This window comes from Algoriphagus iocasae (assembly GCF_014206875.1).
In the GTDB taxonomy this organism is placed as follows: Bacteria; Bacteroidota; Bacteroidia; order Cytophagales; family Cyclobacteriaceae; genus Algoriphagus; species Algoriphagus iocasae.
This window is the reverse complement of the sequence record NZ_JACIJO010000006.1, coordinates 41,748-58,919: the sequence shown is the minus strand read 5'-3', so window position 1 is coordinate 58,919 and position 17,172 is coordinate 41,748. Positions and strand designations below refer to the sequence as shown.

Genomic DNA, 17,172 nt, shown 5'->3' with positions numbered 1-17,172 from the left:
CAAAAAATAAAAATGAATATTTTTCTGATTATGAAATACATTTTAGTATCTATCAAAGATTTTATTTGAAATTATTCATGAATTATAAAGTTTCCACCAACTCGATTTTTTCAGAATAAAATTTTACTTAATTTCCTGATTACCAAACCAAATCATTTTTTATGAAAACATTTTTAAAAGTAATTGGCTGCCTACTTGGAGTGGTAGTAATCATTATTCTTGGTGGATTGGCATATTTACAAACTGCCTTCCCTAATGTCCCAGAACCGGAAGATTTCAAAGTTGAATACAGCCAGGCGAGAATTGAACGGGGAGCCTACTTAGCCAATCATGTGACTGTATGTATGGATTGCCATTCTACCAGAGATTTTTCTCTGTTTTCCGGACCTCCGGTACCTGGTACTTTAGGCAAAGGAGGCGATAAGTTTGACCATAGCATGGGTTTCCCAGGTGTATTTTATGCGAAAAATATTACTCCGGTAGGTATTTCCGACTACACGGATGGTGAACTTTATCGCGTGATCACCACAGGTGTGACCAATGATGGTCGTGCAATGTTCCCTTTGATGCCTTATTTATATTATGGCAAAATGGATCCTGAAGACATCTATTCTATCATTGCCTATATCCGGTCTTTGGATCCTATAACATCTGACATTCCGGATTCTGAAGCTGATTTTCCTGTAAATCTGATAATGAAAACCATCCCTCAGGAAGCGCAGCCTGAATCAATCCCTGATCCTAGCGACCAAGTAGCATATGGTGCCTATATGGTCAATGCCGCAGGTTGTGTGGAATGCCACACCCCAGTAACTCCTCAAGGTCAAATAATCCCAGAACAAGCATTTTCTGGAGGACGAGAATTTGCAAATCCGGATGGTTCAGTATTACGGTCTTCCAACATTTCTCCGGATCTAACAGGTATAGGTCAATGGACCGAGTCTCAATTTGTCCGACAGTTTAAACAATATCAGGACTCAGGATATGTAATTCCAAAAGTAAAACTAGGTGAGTTCAATAGCATCATGCCATGGACTATGTACTCCGGAATGAAAGAATCTGATCTCCAAGCAATTTATGCTTATTTAAAAACGGTGAAACCTTACTCCAACCAAGTTGTGAAATTCACTCCGGCTGGAGCATCCGAATAAATTACCTGTTAAACCAAAATGCTTACTCCTGATATTTCATTGGGGTAAGCTTTTTTTATATCAATTGAAGATGAAAAGGTCTAAAAGCATCCAAAAGTTCGTTGCTTGGATCAAGCTCTGTCACTAAGATATCTACAGCGGACATATCACAAGTCTTGTATTTTTGAACCGAATGCAATTTATCTGAGACGGACAAAATCACCGTTTTCTTTGCTGCTCTGATCATGGCTTGCTTCACTTGGATAACTTCCCAGTCAAATTCGGTGAGTCCAAATTCAGCATCCAAATATCCAGTGCCTAAAATGCACATATCTACTCTCAATTGGGAAAGTGAATTCACAACTGTTCCGCCCACGGCGAACTTGGCATCATGCAATAGCTTTCCCCCTAAAAAAATCACCTCTACCTCAGGAAGTTCCAATAACTCCATTGCCACATGAAGACTTGGAGTAAATACCGTCAAGGCCATCTTTTTAGGGATCATTTTCGCCACTTCCATATTGGTAGTGCCTCCACTCATTAGAATCACCTGTCCTTCGGAAAGCAGTGAAACAGTCTTCTCCGCAATGGCAATTTTTTTGGATTGCAGGTAAACATTTCCCTCATCCTTTCTGAAATTCATAAAGCCAAATGAGGTCGCTCCTCCATGAACTTTTTTTAATTTCCGATCTTTTGCCAATTCTTTGACGTCTCTCCTTACGGTATCGATCGAAACATTTAGACTTTCTGACAAATCGTTTAATAACACCCGATGGTGAAGATGAACCTGATCTAGGATAAACTTTTGTCTTTCTTCTTTCAGCATGATTATATGAATTGAAAGCTTAAACTAACAAATGCTGCAAGATCATGCAAGAATTCTCGCCGATTGTAAAAAAACGGCAAAAAATAGCGAGACCTTTCTCCGATTCCTCCCATTTTCCTACTAGTTTAGCTACTGATTAAAAATTCCGCTATTGCATTATCCCACTGATATTAACCCATAAACCAAGTCCGATTCAAAAAACTATTTGATAAAATGAGACATTTAAAGCTATCCTTTCTTTGGTCCTTATTTTTAGCCTCCATGTTATTTTCCTGTAGCTCCAAAGCTACGTTTCGGATTTTTGAAAAGCCTATTGCATGGAATGAAGAACGGGAACAGCTTTCATTACAATATCTAAAAGAAAGACATGGATTAGATCAAAAGGAGGCGGTGATCAAGCCTACAATGGTGGTAGTACATTGGACAGCTGTTAATTCGATAGAATCAACTTTCGATGTTTTTGATTCTCCGACATTGGGAGGCAGAGCGGATTTAACAAATGCCAGTAACCTGAATGTTTCCAGTCAGTTTTTGATCGATCGAGATGGTACGATTTTTAGGCTATTACCAGAAACCACTTTTGCTCGACATACTATTGGACTAAATTATACTGCGATAGGAATTGAAAATATCGGTGGGCCAGAAGATCCTTTGACTAAAGAACAGCTGAAAGCCAACGAAATGCTCATAAGACACCTTCGAAAAAAATATCCAATAGATTATGTGATCGGTCATCATGAATATCAAAATTTCCAGGAAACAGACATTTGGAAAGAGGCTGACCCAAACTATAGAACTGTCAAAACTGATCCAGGAGATAGTTTCATGCAAAAGCTTAGAAAAAATCTGGAAGATTTAAATTTAAAACCAATACCAACGCTCTGATTACCCATTTTATGAAGTTCCTTTCTAGGTATCTATTTCTTATTCTTGCTTTTGCCCTGCTGATTTCAGCATGTAAAACATCAAAAACTACCAGTTCAGGCTCTACGCCGACGAACCCAATCAAAACCTCTCCTAATACAAATTCCGGGACAAACTTCCCTGTAAAAACATTACCAAAAGCTCCAATTGCTTTGGCTCCTTTGTCCTATCAAATGCCAGAAATGCCTAGGGAATTTAGGGGTGTTTGGATTGCTACAGTTGCAAATATTGACTGGCCAATCTCCCCAGATGATCCTTACGAGAAGCAAAAGAGAGATTTTCTTGAGATTTTGGACTATTACAAAGATCTTAATTTCAATGCTGTCATCGTACAAGTGAGGACTGCCGGAGATGCTTTCTACCCAAGCAATTTGGCTCCTTGGTCCAAATACCTCACAGGAAAACAAGGGAAAGCTCCAAATACCACTGAAAATCCACTCACTTGGATGATCAATGAATCTCATGCAAGAGGAATGGAGTTTCATGCCTGGCTCAATCCATACCGAGCCACAATGGATCTTAAGACTGAGGAACTCAGCCCAGATCATGATTACAACCTTCATCGGGACTGGATGCTGAAATACGGCACAAAATATTATTACAATCCCGCTTTGCCAGAGGTACAAACTCATCTATTGAAGGTCATCAAAGAGATTGTAGACAATTATGATGTCGATGCGATACACTTTGATGATTATTTCTACCCATATAAAATCCCAAGGGAGGATTTCCCAGACAAAGCCACTTACAATAAATTCAAAAAGCCTGGGCAAAGTCAGGACGATTGGAGAAGGGAAAACGTCAATCAATTGATTTTCGCCCTAAATAATACCATCAAAGCCAGCAAGCCTTGGGTTCAGTTTGGCATTTCACCTTTTGGAGTTTGGAGAAATCAGGACAAAGATCCGAAAGGATCTCCCACCCGCGCTGGACAGACGAATTATGATGATCTCTATGCCGATGTACTCTTATGGATGAAAAATGGCTGGGTAGATTACATGATTCCCCAGCTTTACTGGAGTATGGAACATCCTTTGGCATCGCATCGACTTCTGAACGACTGGTGGGCAAGAAATCACAACAATACCAATATCTACATTGGTAATGGTCCTTATAAAATCCGTGAGGACTCAGATGAGGCTTGGAATAATCCAAAAGAGATAAACAGTCAAATCTCTTACACCCGAACGCTGCCGACGATTCAGGGAAATGCCTTTTTCTCTGCAAAATCCATGAAGATCAAAAACAGGGATGTTGCCCAACTGCTAAAAGGTGAGCTTTATAACGAACCGACACTTCCTCCATCTTTCCAGCCTAAAAGCCCTGCAATCATAGATACCCCTACTGTTTTCAGTGTAGAAGCTAATTCTGAAGTCACTTCCATCCGAATGGCAAATCCACTGGATCCTGCGATACGATATGCATTGATACAAGGAGCTGACGAATTGGACTTACTTGCCGATGCAGAAATTCATCCGGTTTGGGTAGGAGGAATGAGAGCCAGAACATTGGAAGTGACCAGCTTAAACACCAAATATCTGGCAATTAGATGGATTGATCATTTTGGCAGAATCGTACAAACCCAAGTCTACCAAATCCCTTAAAATCGATGCTATGAAAGACATGCTTGTGAGATTGATTGGACTTCCAGACACCTCGAAGGAAGAACAAACATTAGCTAAAAAAGAGAGAATTGTCTTTCGTAGAGCCATCGCTCCTGAAAAACACCTAGTCAGTGATTGGGTGAAAACACATTTCGGAGACTATTGGCAATCCGAGGTTGAAGTTGCTTTTGCCAGGCAACCAGTCGCCTGCTGGATAGCCCAGCGGGAAAATGATATTTTAGGTTTTGCCTGCTACGAAAGCACAGCAAAGAACTTCTTTGGACCGACAGGGACAGTAGAAAATGAAAGAGGAAAAGGAATCGGTAAAATTCTTTTGATCAAAGCACTACAATCCCTGAGAGAAATGGGCTATGCCTATGCCATCATCGGGGGAGTGGGGCCTTCAGAGTTTTACCAAAAAGCCGTAGATGCTAAATTGATCGATGGGTCAGAAATCAGTATTTACGAAAATTTGATTCGCAAAAAATGACAAAAAACACCCAAAAATCTCCTTGGCTTTGGATTCCTTCTCTGTATATGACGGAGGGAATTCCATACATCGTGATCATAGTAGTATCAGTGATTATGTACAAAAAACTGGGAGTTTCAAATTCAGACATTGGCCTCTACACCAGTTTACTTTATCTCCCTTGGGTTATCAAACCGATCTGGAGTCCGATAGTAGACCTTTTTGGCACTAAGAGAAAATGGTTTTTAAACATGCAGTTTATTCTGTCCCTGGTTTTTCTAGGGGTTGGATTAAATACAGGAGGTAGTCAGTTTTTCTTTGTCACCTTGGCCTTTTTCTGGATGGGAGCATTTGCTTCCGCCACCAATGATATTGCCTCTGACGGCATGTACTTGATTGCTTTAAAACCGGATAAGCAATCTTTCTTTGTGGGTTTGCGTGGTACGTTTTATCGCATCGGAATGATCACTGGTCAAGGACTTATCGTGATGGTGGCCGGATATCTGGAAACAACTCTTGGAGACACTACCAGAGCCTGGTCTTATACCATGATTACCGTTGCTTTATTGATGTTAACATTAACTTTTATCAATTTCTTAACCACACCAAAAGTAGAAGAAGAAGTTGTCCCGAATAAATCAAATGAGGCTAGTTTCGGAAAAGTTTTCTTCACGTTTTTCACCAAAAAGAACATAGGGATATCTCTGGCTTTTGTCCTGCTTTATCGCTTAGGGGAATCTCAATTGGTGAAAATGGCCTCACCATTTTTATTGGATGCCAAAGAAACCGGTGGACTTGGATTGAGTACTTCTGAAGTGGGATTTCTATATGGAACAATCGGAGTGATAGCCTTGCTACTGGGAGGAATCCTAGGGGGAATCGCAATTTCTCGTGATGGACTGGGAAAATGGATGATTCCTATGGCTTTATCTCTTAATCTTCCCAATTTACTCTACATTGCATTGGCACATTTCCAACCGGAAAGCATTCTTTACGCAGGTACAGTGGTTGTCATCGAGCAATTTGGATACGGTTTTGGTTTTGCTGCATACATGATCTTTTTGATCTACCTTGCAGAAGGTATTTTCAAAACTTCACATTATGCGTTGGCAACCGGGTTTATGGCGATGGGAATGATGTTTCCGGGCATGGTATCCGGCTATATCCAAGAATGGTTAGGCTACACAGGCTTCTTCATCTGGGTAGGTATTGCCATGATTCCAGCCTTGATCATGGCAAAATCCGTAAAATACCCTAAAGAGTTTGGGAAGAAATAGTGTTGAGAAAAATCATTTCTAACACCAAACCATCCTTACTTGATTAATCCAAGTCGAGGATATTCACAACAAAAAAAGAAGCAATAGACCTATTTTACCCAATGAACTCAAACTTATCAAAACGCCAAAAAGTAGCCCAATTATTCTTTCCAGCAGCTTTTGTGCATGATTCTGAAGAGAATTATCAAGCTTTGGAAACCCTGATCAAAGAAGAAGAAATCGGCGGTTTGACTTTTTTTCACAGCAGAATTTCAGCTGCTGCGAATTTTGAGAAAAGACAGGAAGTTCTGGATGTTTCTGATACGTTAGAGAAATTGATTCATCTGATCAATCGCTACCAGGCCGCATCAAAAATCCCATTGATTATTTCTATTGACGGAGAGTTTGGCCTGGCGATGAGAATAGAAAAAACTCCAGCATACCCTTTTGCAATTTCACTTGGCGGAATCAGCTTGGAGGGAGAAAAGCAAGTGGAAGAAGTTGGATATAAAATGGGTTTGGACATGAAAAGTGCCGGCATCCATCTCAACTTGGCTCCATGCGCTGATGTCAACACCAATCCCTTAAATCCCGTCATCGGATATCGCTCCTTTGGATCTGACACCAATAGCGTAGCAAGATTAGCTTTGGCAGCCTATAAAGGCATGAAAAAAGCTGGAATAGGTGCTTGCTTCAAGCATTTCCCCGGTCATGGTGATACTCAAGTGGATTCTCATTTGGGTCTACCAGTTGTCAATAAATCCAAAAAAGAGCTATTGGCAGAGGAGCTTTATCCTTTTCAATACGGAATCGACCACGGTGTGGAAATGATCATGGTTGGGCATCTAGCCGTCCCTGCTTTGAGCAATGGAGCAGAAATTTCAGCGAGCATCAGCCGGGAAATCATCACAGATTTATTGAAAAATGAAATGGGCTTTAATGGCTTGGTGATTTCTGATGCATTAAATATGAAAGCTGTCGCAAACCTGTTCCCTACTCCCGGACAATTGGAGTATGAAGCATTTTATGCTGGAAATGATATTTTATGTTTTTCCGAAAATGTCAAAGAAGGGATCGAAATGATTACCGAAAAAGCTGGGGAACAAGAAATTAATGATGCCTACGAAAAGCTTCATCAGCTGAAATTAGATCTTGGTGTTTTTGAAGCCAAAACAATTGAAGTCCCAAAATTCAATTGGGAAAACCATGAAAAATTTCTGGAAAAACTGTCAAAAGAATTCCTATGCCAATTAACTGGAGAAACCAATTCCATTAAAATCAGGGATCTGGGAGAATCTGGGAATCTTGGACTCAGAAGTTTTCCCAATGGCATTTCTGATATTTTTGCCGGTCAACTCCAAGAAGCATTTGGAAGAAATCTTCAGGATGTATCGGACAAAAAAGCAGATTTGATCATCATTACTTTATTTGTTCCGTCTGCAAAACCAATCAATAATTTCGGACTGGATCAAAATATTATTGATGAGATCAAACAATTGGCGAAAGACAAAAACTGTATCCTTTATCTATTCGGAAATCCGCTTTCTTTGCGTCATTTTGGAGATTTAAAAGCTTTCACAAGTATCATTGTAGCTTATCAAACTTTTGAGGCCACTCAAAAAATCGCTGTTAAACATCTTCTTGGCGAGTGGAAAGCGATCGGAAAAATGAGCGTTACTTTATAAAAAAAATCCCAAATCTTTACGACTTGGGATTTTTCAATTGTGGTAATCTAAGGTTTTTAGAGACCTTCAATACCAATCTCAGCTTTCACCAACAAGGCTTCGGCTTTGTGATCTTTTACGATTCCAAGAGATTTTTCAGCATATCCTGAAATTGTGAAATTCTCACCATTGTCAATTTGATTTTCAAACATAGACATGGAATCATTCAAAAGGTCAACCTGAAAATTGATAAAGGCTTTATCAAATTCCTCCCCTTTCAAAGCAGCTAATTCATCATACTTAGCCTGCATTTCAGAAGTAATTCCATCGGAAATCTCCACGTCTTTACCATCAGCAATTGCGGCCAGTTCCTCCTTGCTTTCCGTGTTTTCATCTACGAGCAATCTGGCATATTCCAAAACAGAATCATCTTCTCCATTAGACAAGGCCAGCTCTCCAAAACTAATTTGTGCATTGGTATGCTGCGATGCGGACATGGCAAAATTCATATCTTGCTCACTGACTGTATCCACAATTGGCTCATCATCTTCATTTTCGCAAGAACTCAAACCGCCAATGGCAAAAGCGGCTAATAATACAGCGCCAGACATCTTCAGCTTATTTCCGAAAGTTCTGACTGGGGTGGATTGTTGAAAATTGGTTTTCATAAGTACTAGTAATTATAGTTGGTTAAATGTTCGACTACTTACTTGCAAACCCTATTCCCAACGCTTCAAATGCCCAATACAGTGATTTACGATAATATCTATGGGTAAAAATTCACCAGTCTGTTGAAAGAATTTCTCGATAAAATCAATTTTCAACAACTTCCCAAATCTCATAAGGATAGTATTCCATCTCTTCATCCCCCTCACTAACTTTTACTAAAAATCTATTATTTGGAAGAGGCATTTCGATCAATCCTGAGGAAATCATGTGCTCGCCTGGCAGCTGAACCCCATCTTTAAAAAGGATTAATCTATATGATTCAGGATCTTTTAATCGACTTTTTATACCGGTGTTTTTTCTAGATTCAAAGGAAGCTTCAGATTCTCCCAAAATATAAACTAATCCAAGTAAATCAGAATCAAACATTAATAGCTTTTGGTTCTCAGCGTATAACTTATATCTTTCTACTCTATCAAAATTCGTCTCTTTAAGAGGTATATTATCTAAAGGTTTAAACTTCTCATGTTTCACTTTAATTCTTTTGACAACAAACCAGTTGATCGGATTATAGACGGTAATCTCATTATCTATCGTTGTAGTCAAGTATAAGAGGTTCTCTTTAGAGTTTAATCCATAAATGGAATAAATAGGCACAGGAGTTTTTTCATCTTGATACCCTTGAAAAACCGCTCTTTCTGATAGAGGAGCAATAGATTGAACTGATTGCAAAGAAGGATCATAATATTCTATCAATTGAGTTTTTGAAGGAACTTCGGGCCCCAATGCCATTCCTGAAATATTTGAAACACTGGTCAAAAATGAAATCTGATCTCCTTTCGACAAGGGAATAAACTTCTCCCTTGGCCCAGAATAAACCTCAGTCGTGAATTTTGGCTCAAAGCGGATTCTTTTGATCACATTAAACTCCCGATCATATTTCAGAAACTCCGTGGAAGTTTGTACAAATATCCCCTCATCAGGAGCAAATCCCATCGTCAAGGCGGAAGAAGAATAATAGTTTGGGCCATCTCCTCTCCTGACTTCACTAACCAAAATTTTTCCTTTCGAGTCAAAAATCGCCAATTCCAATCCATCAGAACCTTTATTGACAAAACCTAGATATTCGTCTTTGACAGGATCATAATCCCGGATACCAACTGGAGCCAAACTCTCAATATTCAAATCGGCAACCTTTTTTAACTGGATTTTTTGGGCAAATCCGGACGAGGACAAAAAAATAGCACCCAGTAAGAGTGCTAAAAAAGTAAGTTTGTTTTTCATGGGTTATTGTTTAAAAAAACAAACTAACTAATTATTTGAAATTCTGAAACTTATCCTTTCGTTATTTTTCTACCTCAAATTTAAAAACTATTTCATGCACATATTTTTCTCCGGGTGCCAATGCAGCTGAAGGGAAATTAGCATGATTCGGACTATCCGGCCAAGCTTGCGGTTCTAAGCAAAAAGCCCAAAAAGGTTGATAAACTTTACCTTCAGCGCCTTTAAAATTCCTCATGCCATTTGAAGTATAAAATTGAACTCCCGGAGCTGTGCTAAATACTTCCATGATTCTTCCACTCTCCGGATGTTTTACTTTGGCGATTTCCTGGAGCTCCGAGGAATTTTCTCTTTTCGTGACATAATTATGATCAAAGCCTCCTCCTTTAGCTTCCATTTGCTCTCCCAAATTCTTTGGAGTTCTAAAATCAAATGGTGTGCCTTCTACCTCGAGTATTTCACCAGTTGGAATTGATTGATTGTCCACCTCAGTATAAGCGTCTGCCATTATTTGAACTTCGTGGTCTTTCACGTCACGCTTGATTCCGCCTAAGTTGAAATAACTATGATTGGTCAAGTTGACAACTGTTTTCTTGTCGGTAGTCGATTCAAAGCGGATTTTGATCTCATTTTCCGAAGTCAGCTCCATATACAACCAAGTTTCCAACTTGCCAGGAAAACCTTCTTCTCCATCTGCACTCATATAATGCATTTTTACGCCGATTCCATTTTCAGAATCATAAGGCTCAGCCTGATCCCAGACTTTCACACCAAACCCTTTTCTCCCTCCATGCAAGTGATTCTCCCCAATATTTTTAGTCACTTCCACTTTTTCTCCATCCAGTGTAAAAGATCCTTTGGAAATCCGATTTGCGTATCTCCCGACTGCAGCGCCTAAATAGGGGCCATTTCCGGTGAAATACTGTGGAATGCTATCCAAAGAAAGGACGACATTCTCAAGAATTCCATTTTTGTCTGGAATTAGGATTTTGGAAATAATCCCTCCAAAATTCGTCATTTCCACTTCCATAAATCCGTTGCCCAAACTGTACTTAAAAACATCTTTCCCTTCCCAGTCCCCTACTTTTTCAGCTTTGAATTCAAAGTTGATTTCTCTGGTTTCTTCCATTACTTTTTTCTCCGCAGTCTTAGTTTGGCAAGCCAAAAACAAAGTGGCAAAGGCAACAGCCCATCTTTTCTTGAATTTTAATTTCATAGCATCTTGGAAAAAAATTATCGTTTATGGTTTGCTTCAATCTTTGCCAGTTCTTCCTGAATCCTATTTTGATCAAAATATTCTCCTCTCATCACTACTGCAATCGGATTTTTCAATGTCTCCAGATCTTCCAAAGGGTTATTTTTAACCAGCACAAAATCCGCAGAAGCTCCATTTTTAATCACTCCCCATTCTCCTTCTTCATCAAAATACCTTGCAGGATTGACCGAACCGGTTTTTAGAATCTCATAATTAGACATACCAGCATCAGACATCAATTTGATCTCATGGTGTATAGAAAATCCCGGTACATTAAAAACCTGTGGCGAATCCGATGTCATCAATACCGGAACACCAGCTTGATGCAAGGTCATGAAAAGCATATTTCTAAACTCCAGATAGGGCTTCACATTTTCTTTGGTCAATACACCGGCATCTTCATAAGGCGTTTTGGCATTGATCCAGTTTTGAACTTGCTCGGCAGACATGTATTTCATCTCTGGAATGTTCCTGTATTCTTCCGCAGGCTTGTACCCAAAATATCGATCAAATAATGTTAAAGTTGGAGCGATCCAAGCTCCAGTTTCCAAAGTCATTTTCACTAATTCCGGAAGCTTGCTCAAATCCGCTTCTTTAACGAGCAACATGGTAAATGGCCCAGCTTGTTTTGGATCCAAAACTTTTGAATAGTCTGGAATCAATGCTTCCACATAACCATCCATATGTTCGATGGATTTATATCCTCCTTTCAAACTGGCTTCCAGTCCCACATTCAAAGAAACATGCCCTCCAAATGGAATATCCAGTTCCTTGGCCGTATTAGAAATCGCCAAAAATTCAACCATCTCCAATCCAGGGTGTAACTTGAGATGATCATAACCTGCAGCTTTCTCATCCCTAACCATTTGTGCGGCTTGTTCGGCCGAAGAAACCGAAGTACCGCTAAAAGAAGGGCCTGAAAGATATAATCTTGGACCATCGATTTCACCACTATCAATTCTCTCTTTTAAAGGTAAATGGGAAGCATGTCCGATCATTCCTCTAACCCTTAAAACGCCATTTGCCAAATAAAGCCACATAGCCTCTTCCTGAAGTTGTGTATTGCCATTTTGAGCCACGGGAATATGAGAATGGAATTCTGCCAAGCCGGGAAACACATAAGCTCCTCCTCCATCGATTACTGTCGAACCTTTATAGTTCCCAACTTCAGACATCGGAAGAATTTTTACAATTTTCCCATTTTCCACCAAAATTGCTTGATCTTTCAAAACCTCATCATTCTCCATCGTGAGCACATGTACATTGCTCACTAGTTGGACTTGGGAAAAGACCTGAACCAGTGGTACGAAGCAACAAATAAGAATATAAACTAGTGTTTTTTTCATAGCTGAATTGGATAGTGACTTTATTAAGTTCGTGTATTCAAAAATTGAAAGCAACCATTTTAGAGAAAGCAAAAACTTCTTCCTCTATAAATTGAATGATTCTGGTAAGTCATACCTCTTTATCTAGAAAGGAAATGGCTTGAGAAATCATTTCCTCGGGGCTTTGTCGGATGGATAAATGCAGTCCATATGCGGGATCTTCCCAAGTGGCAATTTGAGAATCCAGCATTCCTGCTTTCATATAATGATTTTTCCTGGCCAGCATGCGTTCCCAGATTAAATCCCGATCTCCTTTCAGATGAATCCAGCGAACCTGATCTGATACATTTAAAATCTTCCGATAATCCTCTTTCAAAGCCGAGCAAGCCAAAACCGCCCCTCCTGACTTTTGTGATTCGATCAGTTTATTAGCCAAAGCCTGAAGCCAAGGCATGCGATCTTGATCATCAAGTGGGAAACCTTGACTCATTTTTTCAATATTCTCTGCAGGGTGAAAATGATCTGCATCAAAAAATGGTAAATTGAAATGATTTGCAAGTCCGGAAGCAATAGTGGTTTTGCCTGTTCCTGAGACTCCAGTGACAATTATTAACATGCCTCCAATTTAGGAATTTAAATTATTTTCAGGTACTCAAAATTTTTACTCTATGGATTCCTCCATGCTCTCAATTTCCGAACAGTTTTACTCCAAAAGAATATCGGATCTTCATTTTAGACATTTGAGAATCGCCAGTCCGGATACAAGTGTTTCTGATTGTGCCAAAAAAATGGCTAAAGAAAAAGTGAGCTGTTTGTTTATCGGAAAATCCCAGGAAGAAATAGAGGGATATATCACTGATATTACGCTGCGAGACCGACTTCTTGCCGAGGACCTTTCACCACAAATCCCGGTTTCTAAGATCATGGAGTCAGATATGGTCACTATCCATCTTGAAGCCTTTTTAGTGGAAGCATTGGTGCTGATGTTTCAGACCAAATCCCGATATCTTCTGGTGGTCAAAAATGGAAATTATGTAGGTTGGATAAGTAGAACAAAAATCCTGACAGAGCAATCTCAAGGTCCTTTTATGTTTATCCAGTCTGTAAAAGAGGCCCGTCAAATCCCGGAATTAAAAGAAAAATGGAATCGAATGCCAGAGATCATTCACCTCCTTTTATCGAGGGGAATGAAAGCCGGCATTGTAAATCAAATTATCTCCACTATTGCAGACACGATCACCCAGCGGGTAATAGAAAGAGTCATTAAAGATATTGGTCCAGCACCAGCCAAGTTTGTCTTCTTTGTTTTGGGAAGTGAGGGCCGTGGAGAACTCACATTGAAAACAGATCAGGATAATGCGATTATTTATGAAGACAAAGCAAACGAGCATCGGGAAGAAGTCAGGGAATATTTCCTGGATTTTGCCAGCCGAGTCTCTACAGCATTAGACGAAATAGGTATAGTATTTTGTGAGGGAGAGTTAATGGCCATGAATCCGAAGTGGACGCACTCGCTTTCACATTGGAAAAGGAATTACGAAAGTTGGATTCAAGACGCCACACAAGAAACCGCCATGAATTATGCGACATTTTTTGATTGCAGGGCAATTTATGGGGAAAGCTCCTTGCTGGACGAGTTAAAAGATTTCATGGATTTTCAGCTTCAAAAAGCTCCTGAAATTTTTTACACCAAACTTGGACATAATGCATTGCAATATGAGCCGCCGTTGACATTTTTCAGAAAGATAAAAGCTGAAAACATCGATGGTGAAAAGCAGATCAACCTCAAACACATCATGCGTCCTATGGTAGACCTGGCTCGGGTCTATGCTCTCAAATACCGGGTCTTTGAATCCAACACCATCAGAAGGATAGAATTACTCACAGAAAAAGGAGTTTTTTCGAAAAAAGAATCTCAAGAATTAATTCATGCCTTTGATTATTTGATGGCATTGCGTCTGGAGAATCAAGCTTTTTTAATCTTGAATTTGAATGAAAAGCCTAAAAACTTTTTGATCCTTGATCAAATCACGAAAGTTCAATCAGTAACACTTCTTGAAATTTTTAAAGTTTTAGAAGACTTCCAGGCCCGAATAAAGATGGCTTTCACGAGAACTTTGTAAGTATAGTGAAGATACTTTTATAAAATTTTTATTAAAGTGCTTTTTATTCAAAAACTTTTTTTAAATTTGTTTAGTCAGATTTAAAATAATTCTTCTGACTTTTCGCCAAATAATATTTTTAATTATTACATAAAATTAGGCATATTGTCCTTTTAATGTGAAAAAATTATTAAATATTCTTTGGAATTGGAGTTTTACAAAATTATTATTCCCAACAAAACCAAACCTGTTCCAACAGCATGCTAAGTAAGTATCCACTTTCAGAAGTAGAAAAAAGTTTTCTTAAGGAATCCGGGGTTGAGAAAATCAGCACTCTTATCCCCTATTTAACTGTTGACAATTTCCCAAAGCTTGGCCTGCTTACCGCATGTCGATTCTTAGAATGGGCTGCAGAAAACCCAAATGGAGTAATCAGTTTACCAACTGGTAAGTCTCCAGAATTCTTTATTAAATGGACACAGTTTCTTTTAGAAAACTGGGATAATAAGAAAGGTAAAGACGTCAGAGAAAAGTACGGTTTAGGCAATTGCAAAAAACCGGTTTTGAAAGACTTGACCTTTGTGCAGATTGATGAGTTTTATCCAATCTCCTCCAAGCAACACAACAGCTTTTACGATTACGTAAATAAGTTCTATATCCAGGGATTTGGGCTTTCCAAAGAAAATGCGATTCTGATCAATTCAGATGAAATTCCTTTGGCAAATGGCTTGACTTACAAAGAAGTATTCCCAGATCTTAAAGTTGATCTTTCTTTAAGATTCAGAGATCCTCAAAATGACCTTGAGAAACTTCAGCAGGAATCCATCTATTTGATTGACAAATGGTGTGGAGATTACGAGCAGAAAATCCGCGATAAAGGTGGAATCGGATTTTTCTTGGGAGGAATTGGTCCTGATGGACACATTGCCTTTAACACAAGAGGATCACATATATTTTCTGTTACTAGATTGACAGAAACTAACTTTGAAACACAAGCTGTAGCAGCTGGTGACTTAGGTGGGATTGAAGTTTCTGCTAATAGATTGGTAATCACGATCGGTTTGGATACCATTGTATACAATCCTGAGGCAGTTGCGATCATCATTGCTGCTGGGGAAGCCAAAGCGGGAATTGTAAAAGACTCTTTGGAAACTCCTTTGGACAATGTATTCCCTGCTACCGTTCTTCAAAAACTTAAAAATGGTAGATTCTACCTTACAAAAGGAGCTGCTGTGAAATTGACCGATTCCATGGACGCTTACTATGAAAAGGGCGAATGGACTTGGGAAAAGACCGAAAGAGCGGTCATCGATCTTTGTAAAAAAATCGGCAAATACGGACATAGAGTTAAGCTTTCTGATCTGAAAGCAGACAAATACACCAAACTGATCCCGGATCTTTCTGAAGAAACTGTGAGTTTGGTCATGAAAAGTACCGAGGCTAAATTAGCCAAAGGTCTTGAGCAGGAAACCGATGAAGTTTTATTACATACAGGACCTCACCACGATGATATTTCTTTGGGAATCCTCCCTCATATCACCAACCAACTTCATGAACCTTCCAACGAAGCTCATTTCTCTGTATTGACTTCAGGATTCACAGCGGTGACTAACACCTTTGTCATCGATACTTTACAGCACACCAAAAAACTTCTTGACGAGGATCGTATCCAAATGGTCAATTTCGAGGATTTCTTCGAAGTAGGCTACAGCTTGAAGACTGATAAAGACGTGTATCATTTCCTGACCAATGTAGCTTCTGAAAGAGCTGAGGAGCGAGAAAGAGGTCTTTGTCACAGAGTGGTTCGTGCATTGGTGATTGTTTTTGGAGTGAAAAACAAAGCTCAGCTTAGAGAAACAATCAACGAAGTCATCAGCATTTTGAGAAATAGCTATGATGGCGAGAAAAACCCATCAAAAATCCAAAAACTGAAAGGAATGATCCGTGAGTTTGAGGAAGAATTGGTATGGGCACACTTTGGTGTACAAGTGAAGAATGTTCACCACCTAAGATTAGGGTTCTATACAGGGGATATTTTTACGGAGCAGCCAGATAAAAAGCGCGATGTGGAACCGATCGTGGAAATGTTCAGAAAAGTTAACCCAACAAAGATTAGTTTAACACTTGATCCGGAAGGTTCTGGTCCAGACACTCACTATAAAGTATTGCAAGCGACAGCAGAGGCAGTACGTCAGTGGGGAGAAGAAAAAGATATCAGTAACTTAAGGATTATTGGATATAGAAATGTTTGGTTTAAGTTTGAGCCACATGAGGCAAATGTGATTGTTCCAGTATCACTCGGCGATATGTCAGTAATGGAAGATTCCTTTGCTAATTGCTACCTAAGCCAGGTAAATGCTTCTTTCCCTAGTTATTCTCACAATGGAAAATTCAGTACAGTTGCCAAAAGAATTTGGGTAAATCAGCTGAATGACATCCAGTTATTGCTAGGTAAAAATTATTTCTATCAGCATGACAGAGCAAAAGTGAGATCTAGCCACGGTCTGATTTTCTTCCGTGACATGAACGTTGAGGAATTCTTGGCCACTGCCAGAGAATTAGAAAAATCAATCGAAGGAATGCTCTAAAATTAAATAAATGGATTGGGCATTGATGATCCAAACACATCAATGTCCTTCTTTTAAACCTATTAGCTAAACAGTAAACCAA

Annotated in this window: 14 protein-coding genes; 8 read left to right on the top strand and 6 right to left on the bottom strand. The window is 39.3% G+C overall.

Features of this window, described 5'->3' with window-relative positions:
- Positions 1 to 161 precede the first annotated feature (161 nt).
- Entirely contained in the window at positions 162 to 1,151 is a 990-nt protein-coding gene (locus tag FHS59_RS22470) for a c-type cytochrome (RefSeq protein WP_184498507.1), read from the top strand.
- A gap of 55 nt (positions 1,152 to 1,206) precedes the next feature.
- Here the strand turns inward: FHS59_RS22470 and FHS59_RS22465 are convergent, their stop codons facing one another.
- Positions 1,207 to 1,956: a DeoR/GlpR family DNA-binding transcription regulator gene (locus tag FHS59_RS22465; protein WP_184498505.1), complete on the bottom strand. Its 750-nt coding sequence runs from the start codon at positions 1,954 to 1,956 to the stop codon at positions 1,207 to 1,209.
- 213 nt (positions 1,957 to 2,169) lie between these two features.
- On the opposite strand from FHS59_RS22465, the gene FHS59_RS22460 reads away from it, so the two are divergent.
- The 5 genes from FHS59_RS22460 to FHS59_RS22440 all read left to right on the top strand — a co-directional run bounded on the left by FHS59_RS22460 (position 2,170) and on the right by FHS59_RS22440 (position 7,894).
- On the top strand, positions 2,170 to 2,841 hold the full coding sequence (locus FHS59_RS22460) for an N-acetylmuramoyl-L-alanine amidase (protein ID WP_184498502.1): 672 nt from the start codon (positions 2,170 to 2,172) through the stop codon (positions 2,839 to 2,841).
- An 11-nt stretch (positions 2,842 to 2,852) separates the two neighbouring features.
- Complete coding sequence (locus FHS59_RS22455; protein ID WP_246388585.1) at positions 2,853 to 4,484, top strand: glycoside hydrolase family 10 protein; 1,632 nt, start codon at positions 2,853 to 2,855, stop codon at positions 4,482 to 4,484.
- 10 nt (positions 4,485 to 4,494) lie between these two features.
- Positions 4,495 to 4,974: a GNAT family N-acetyltransferase gene (locus FHS59_RS22450; RefSeq protein WP_184498500.1), complete on the top strand. Its 480-nt coding sequence runs from the start codon at positions 4,495 to 4,497 to the stop codon at positions 4,972 to 4,974.
- Positions 4,971 to 6,230, top strand: coding sequence for an MFS transporter (locus FHS59_RS22445; protein WP_184498498.1), 1,260 nt, complete (start codon positions 4,971 to 4,973; stop codon positions 6,228 to 6,230). The genes FHS59_RS22450 and FHS59_RS22445 overlap by 4 nt, the downstream gene beginning before the upstream one ends.
- 101 nt (positions 6,231 to 6,331) lie before the next feature.
- Positions 6,332 to 7,894, top strand: a complete 1,563-nt coding sequence (locus FHS59_RS22440) for a glycoside hydrolase family 3 protein (protein WP_184498496.1) — start codon at positions 6,332 to 6,334, stop codon at positions 7,892 to 7,894.
- Positions 7,895 to 7,950: 56 nt separating this feature from the next.
- On the opposite strand, the gene FHS59_RS22435 is transcribed toward FHS59_RS22440, so the two are convergent.
- From FHS59_RS22435 to FHS59_RS22415, 5 genes are all read right to left on the bottom strand, one after another.
- Complete coding sequence (locus tag FHS59_RS22435; RefSeq protein ID WP_184498494.1) at positions 7,951 to 8,541, bottom strand: DUF4142 domain-containing protein; 591 nt, start codon at positions 8,539 to 8,541, stop codon at positions 7,951 to 7,953.
- Between the two features lie 145 nt (positions 8,542 to 8,686).
- Complete coding sequence (locus FHS59_RS22430) at positions 8,687 to 9,823, bottom strand: hypothetical protein (RefSeq protein WP_184498492.1); 1,137 nt, start codon at positions 9,821 to 9,823, stop codon at positions 8,687 to 8,689.
- Positions 9,824 to 9,884: 61 nt separating this feature from the next.
- The gene (locus tag FHS59_RS22425; RefSeq protein WP_184498490.1) at positions 9,885 to 11,036 is read right to left on the bottom strand and encodes an aldose epimerase family protein; all 1,152 of its coding nucleotides are present in this window, start codon (positions 11,034 to 11,036) and stop codon (positions 9,885 to 9,887) included.
- A 17-nt stretch (positions 11,037 to 11,053) separates the two neighbouring features.
- The gene (locus tag FHS59_RS22420; RefSeq protein ID WP_184498488.1) at positions 11,054 to 12,421 is read right to left on the bottom strand and encodes an amidohydrolase family protein; all 1,368 of its coding nucleotides are present in this window, start codon (positions 12,419 to 12,421) and stop codon (positions 11,054 to 11,056) included.
- 109 nt (positions 12,422 to 12,530) lie between these two features.
- On the bottom strand, positions 12,531 to 13,016 hold the full coding sequence (locus FHS59_RS22415; RefSeq protein WP_184498482.1) for a gluconokinase: 486 nt from the start codon (positions 13,014 to 13,016) through the stop codon (positions 12,531 to 12,533).
- Between the two features lie 52 nt (positions 13,017 to 13,068).
- On the opposite strand from FHS59_RS22415, the gene FHS59_RS22410 reads away from it, so the two are divergent.
- Together FHS59_RS22410 and FHS59_RS22405 are read left to right on the top strand one after the other, a co-directional pair.
- The gene (locus FHS59_RS22410; protein WP_184498480.1) at positions 13,069 to 14,523 is read left to right on the top strand and encodes a DUF294 nucleotidyltransferase-like domain-containing protein; all 1,455 of its coding nucleotides are present in this window, start codon (positions 13,069 to 13,071) and stop codon (positions 14,521 to 14,523) included.
- Positions 14,524 to 14,762: 239 nt separating this feature from the next.
- The gene (locus FHS59_RS22405) at positions 14,763 to 17,090 is read left to right on the top strand and encodes a PIG-L family deacetylase (protein WP_184498473.1); all 2,328 of its coding nucleotides are present in this window, start codon (positions 14,763 to 14,765) and stop codon (positions 17,088 to 17,090) included.
- The last annotated feature ends 82 nt before the right edge of the window (positions 17,091 to 17,172 follow it).